3 protein-coding genes and 2 pseudogenes are annotated in these 4,463 nt (G+C 58.2%); 3 read left to right on the top strand and 2 right to left on the bottom strand.

The features are described from left to right. Positions 1 to 656, bottom strand: a 656-nt coding sequence (locus tag ELY13_RS14655; RefSeq protein WP_164549848.1) for an NAD-dependent epimerase/dehydratase family protein, incomplete at its 3' end; no start/stop codon positions are given. A 245-nt stretch (positions 657 to 901) separates the two neighbouring features. On the opposite strand from ELY13_RS14655, the pseudogene ELY13_RS15490 reads away from it, so the two are divergent. Together ELY13_RS15490 and ELY13_RS14645 are read left to right on the top strand one after the other, a co-directional pair. Then, positions 902 to 1,266, top strand: a pseudogene (locus ELY13_RS15490) (transposase); the annotation flags it as partial. Positions 1,267 to 1,529: 263 nt separating this feature from the next. After that, the gene (locus ELY13_RS14645; RefSeq protein WP_126174623.1) at positions 1,530 to 2,393 is read left to right on the top strand and encodes a glycosyltransferase family 2 protein; all 864 of its coding nucleotides are present in this window, start codon (positions 1,530 to 1,532) and stop codon (positions 2,391 to 2,393) included. Positions 2,394 to 2,494: 101 nt separating this feature from the next. On the opposite strand, the gene ELY13_RS14640 is transcribed toward ELY13_RS14645, so the two are convergent. After that, positions 2,495 to 4,048 carry a DUF2264 domain-containing protein gene (locus ELY13_RS14640; protein ID WP_126174622.1) on the bottom strand — a complete coding sequence of 518 codons (1,554 nt, stop codon included), beginning with the start codon at positions 4,046 to 4,048 and terminating at the stop codon, positions 2,495 to 2,497. Between the two features lie 156 nt (positions 4,049 to 4,204). Between ELY13_RS14640 and ELY13_RS14635 the strand changes: the two are divergent. Further along, positions 4,205 to 4,386 (top strand): annotated as a pseudogene (locus tag ELY13_RS14635) (transposase); the annotation flags it as partial. Positions 4,387 to 4,463: the final 77 nt, after the last annotated feature.

Here is a 4,463-nt window from a genome sequence, read left to right as displayed (position 1 = left end):
CCATGACCGCTCCTTGAAAAGCAGTCTTGAATCAGAACGAGGCGGGATTGAGAATCCCTTTTGTCAACACGGCCTAGAATGTCAGGGATGAGATGCCCGTTAGGATCGTTCGTGCCAATCGTGTTAAAAAGGCGCGCCATGTGAACCCGAGAGCCTGTGCGGCCCGCCCAACCTGCCAGCTGATACTCATTTGCCAGTTTGGTAATTGAGTACACGTCCGTAGCGCCTGTGAGCGTGGTATCCTCGCTCAGTGGTCCGTCGTCCCACCGGTAGACGGCGCCCGACGATGCAAAGACAATGTTCTTCACTCCCGCAGCGGCGGCGGCATCAAGGAGCGCTTGCGTCCCGAGTACGTTTACGTCGAACGCGAGATGAGGTTCGCGCTCGCAAGTCGGTATATGATGAACGGCCGCTAAGTGCAGAATCGCATCAGGACGGTGTTCCATCAAGACATCTGTAATTTCTTGCTGATTGCGGATGTCTACCTCCACGGGGACAATCCCGTCCGCAGGTTGCGGGAGTGGCAGGCCGACATAGCCGTTGTCGACAACAATCACGTTCACACCTTTTTCCCGCAAGAGAGGAACTGCTCGTGAGCCGATAAAACCGGCGCCCCCGGTGATCAGTACCGTGCGGAACGGGAAAGTATCGGTCATCAGTAGAGCCTCATCGGGTTGCCAGGCACGATCAATGGATCGTTCGAACAGTGGCCTACAGTGACATGTCGCAGTGCACAAGATTAACAGCGGGTCATCCGAGAGCCCGTGCTGATCTGGCTTCGTGGACAAAGCTTAACCTCAGAGCCTGATTGGGAAATACATCCATGTTTATCAGCGGGTTAGCGTTACGGCTGAGCCTGTCGTTGATTTAGGGGTTTTGCGAAACTCCCGAAAGATCAACGATGTGGGCCGATGCCGCTCGCGCCCTTTATGCGCGAACAGGACTTGGCTTTGCCAATGGGTTTGACCGATGCGAATGGGCGCTGCTGGAGCCATTCTTTCCCCCGCCATCGCTCGTTGGAGGACCGCGCAAGTGGCCGATGCGGAGGATCGTCAAGGCGATCTTGTGTTTGCTGCGCGGTGGGTTGCCCTAGCGCATGCCTTTCCGCTGGTCTCGACGGTGCGCGATGGTTCTACCTGTGGCGCGACAGCGGTCTGTGGCAGACGATCAATCATGCAATGCTGATTGCCTTATGTTAGGTGCATGGCCGCGAGGCTTTGCGTGCGGGCTGGCGCAATCGCTAGCCAGAGCGTAAAAGGCTTCGAACTCCTGCCGCGTAGCTGGATCGTGGAATGCACCTTGGTATGACTGAACCGAAACCATCGTTTCGCCAAGAACTTCGAACAGACCATCTCATTTAGCTTGTCATAATAGGTATGCCGAACTGTTAGCTGACTTCGGCTGTCTGGAGGCGCTGGTAAAGGTCGAGCCCGGCACGCATCCGCGATGTTAGCTAAGCGCGTTAACGAACTCAGAACACAGGTCGCCACCAGGTGGGACGAAGTGTTTGCCTTACTGGAAGGTGCCGTATGAGCCTGCCCTTCGTTTCCGTCATCATTCCGACCTTCAACGACAGCGAGCGGCTCGCAAGCTGTTTGGAGGCGTTAGAAGAGCAGAGCTACACTGGCGACTACGAAATACTGGTAGTCGACAACGGCTCGACGACCCTTCCGGTCGTAACTGGGCGAGCGAGGCTGCTACAGGAAGCGCAGCCCGGCTCCTACAATGCGCGCAACCGTGCGCTGGCGGAAGCAAGTGGCACTGTGCTCGCCTTCACCGATTCGGACTGCATCCCGCATCGCGACTGGCTCGCCGCTGGCGTAAAGGCGGTTACGGCGAGCGATGATATTGGCCTCGTTGGCGGAAGCGTGCAGATCAAGCCTATGTCAGGCGGTGCGCCCAACGTTGCTGAGCTATATGAAATGGCGACCGCCTTCCCTCAGGAAACGTACATTCGCGAAGGGCTGTACGCCGCCACTGCCAACATGTTCACCAAGCGCTCAGTGATGGATCGCGTGGGGTCGTTCAACGGCCAACTACGCTCCGGGGGGGACACTGAGTGGGGGCAACGCACCGCTGCGGCCGGCTATCGCCTAGTTTATGCGCCCGACGCTGTGGTGGATCACCCAGCGCGGTCACATGACGAGATTCTCCGCAAGCTGCGCCGCACCGTTGGCGGGGCGCGCGACCGCTGGCCTGGATGGGCTGAGACCATGCGTTTCGCCGCGCGCCACTTGCTTCCGCCGCGCTCGCGCATCCGCCGCGCCACGAAGCTGAAGGGCGTGAACGCACGGCGCCGCGCCCTAGTGGTGGCCTATTGCTGCTATCTCAACTGGTACTGCGCGACGCAGCGCCTTTCGCTCCAGTTCACCGGCACAGCTTCGAGTCGTTGATGACCCAGGAGCTATAAGCAGCTAATGGGCTGGCGCGCTCAGGAGCTACCCCGCAGCTCATATCTTGGGAATCCCGAGACCGCTATTCTGCCAAAGTAATGCTATGGCGAATGCAATCCCTCCGTGGTCGACGAATAAACCCCGTTTTTGTATTTAGCCTTGTCGTTAAACGGGCGGAATGGCGTAGCTAACAAGCGCTCCGCAAAGCGCCGAGCGGCACTATGTCCTTCGACAATGTTCTGTTGCTGGCCGTTTGCGGGAATACGGATCACGATCTCGCCAGACGCTCGATGGCCCTCAACAATCCAACCGAGCTTGGGGAGTGAGATCCGATAATCCGCTAGTTCAATTGGTAGTGCCTGCTGCGGCGCCTGCCAAAAGGCGCTATGCTCGGGATATAGGAAGGCTGGCACGAGGGATCGCAGCGACCATTGGCAGCTGCCCGGCCCGGAATAATGGTCTAGGAAGCGTGGGTCGGCCTGGTAGTAACCCTGTTCTGCGCGACCCTGCGCCAATCCTCGTCGTGCGATGAAGTGCTTCCAAACGACATCAAGCGCCCGGCGGGCTTGTCCAGGGTGAATATGCACATTCGCCAGCGCCGGCTGCATGACCACGGGGGCAGGTATCGCCATCCGATAGCACTGACTTCGGCCCATAATTGGAACGCCATTGGGTCCAACGAGGTGAAGCACCAGCGAGCCTGATTGGCGCAGCGCCTCCCGAATGAACATCCGATCAAAGGCAGGGTTGACCTGATCAATCCAGAACAGAGCGTAGCTGATTGCCCATGGGTTGTAATAATCAACACCCTTTGGCGGATCGCTGAACCAGCCAGACTCCAAATAGAGGCTCTTGAACTGCTCGTAGGTTTCTGCGCTGAGGCCTTCGTCCGCCGGCATTCCGAGTGATCGAAGTGTCTCGATTATCTGCACCCTGAAAAGCAGCCAGTTGTTCGCATGAACGTTGCGCTTTGCGGCCTGTTGCAGCCAGCTACTTACCTGGTGGCGCTGTGATGGCGAGAAGTTCGACCAGACGTGATCACGTGAGAGCCACAGAATGAGAGCGACGTCCGCCGCCTCCACAATGCGCTGATCATAATCGACGATGTCGCCCCAGTAAGCAGCGGAGGCTGGATCGGTGCCGGTCAATATGCCTCTGCGGACGACATCCCGTAGATCTACTTCGATATCTGGATGGCGTGGATCTGAAATGACGGCGGGACGCCCGGACGCTAGCCACGCGCAAAATAGAGGTACAGTGCGGGCGAAACCTTCCAGTCCCTCGACCGACCGGCCCTTGTTGCCCTTGAAACCCGGATAGGAAACGCGCTCGCCTGACGGTGCAGAAAACTCGAGGAAGCCGGCAAGAAAGTAGTCGAACAGACCTTTGTACCGTTCCGTATCCGACATCGCCTCATCTGCAAAGCTTCGTGCGAGTTCCGGATCTTGATCGTCAAAGTAGGCCGAGGTGGGAATCGCCTCAGCCCATCCATCCCCACCGCAATATAATCGCCGAGCCACAATACGCATCGTGTCAGAGACAACGCCCAACCATGGAAGCGCCGCCCTTCTGAGCCCTACGCGCTTCAAGCACGCAACAACTAGGCTCTTGGTGCGGAACAACGCCGCGGCAAAGGTTCGGACGGTCTTATGCACTGAAGCTCCCCCAATTAGCGCGAGCTCTCTAAGCTTTTTTCGGGTTTACGTCGTCAGAAGTTTTGGAATTACTCACGATCTAGGCTCGGAACCCATTAAAGAGATTCCCAAAGCGGCGCGGATCTGACTCACCTGGCGGGGCAAGGAGGCGCTGTCATGAGTGATCTGATCTGGTTGTCGGAAGCGCAGATGCGCCGGGTTGAGCCGTATTTCCGTTGTCGCACGGGGTTCCGAGGGTGGACGATCGGCGCGTGATCTCGGGCATCATCTTCGTGATCCGTAACGGCCTGCGCTGGCACGATGCCCCGCGCGAGTATGGACCGCACAAGACGATCTACGTAAGCGTGGCCTAGAGGTCGCCTTGTCCGGTTAGTTATCGGGGCCGATAGCCGCCCGCGGAGGAGCGGCGATGGCG

The organism is Altericroceibacterium xinjiangense, assembly GCF_003958635.1.
GTDB lineage: Bacteria > Pseudomonadota > Alphaproteobacteria > Sphingomonadales > Sphingomonadaceae > Altericroceibacterium_A > Altericroceibacterium_A xinjiangense.
Note: the sequence above shows the minus strand (reverse complement) of the source record. Positions and strands in the feature narration are given on the sequence as shown.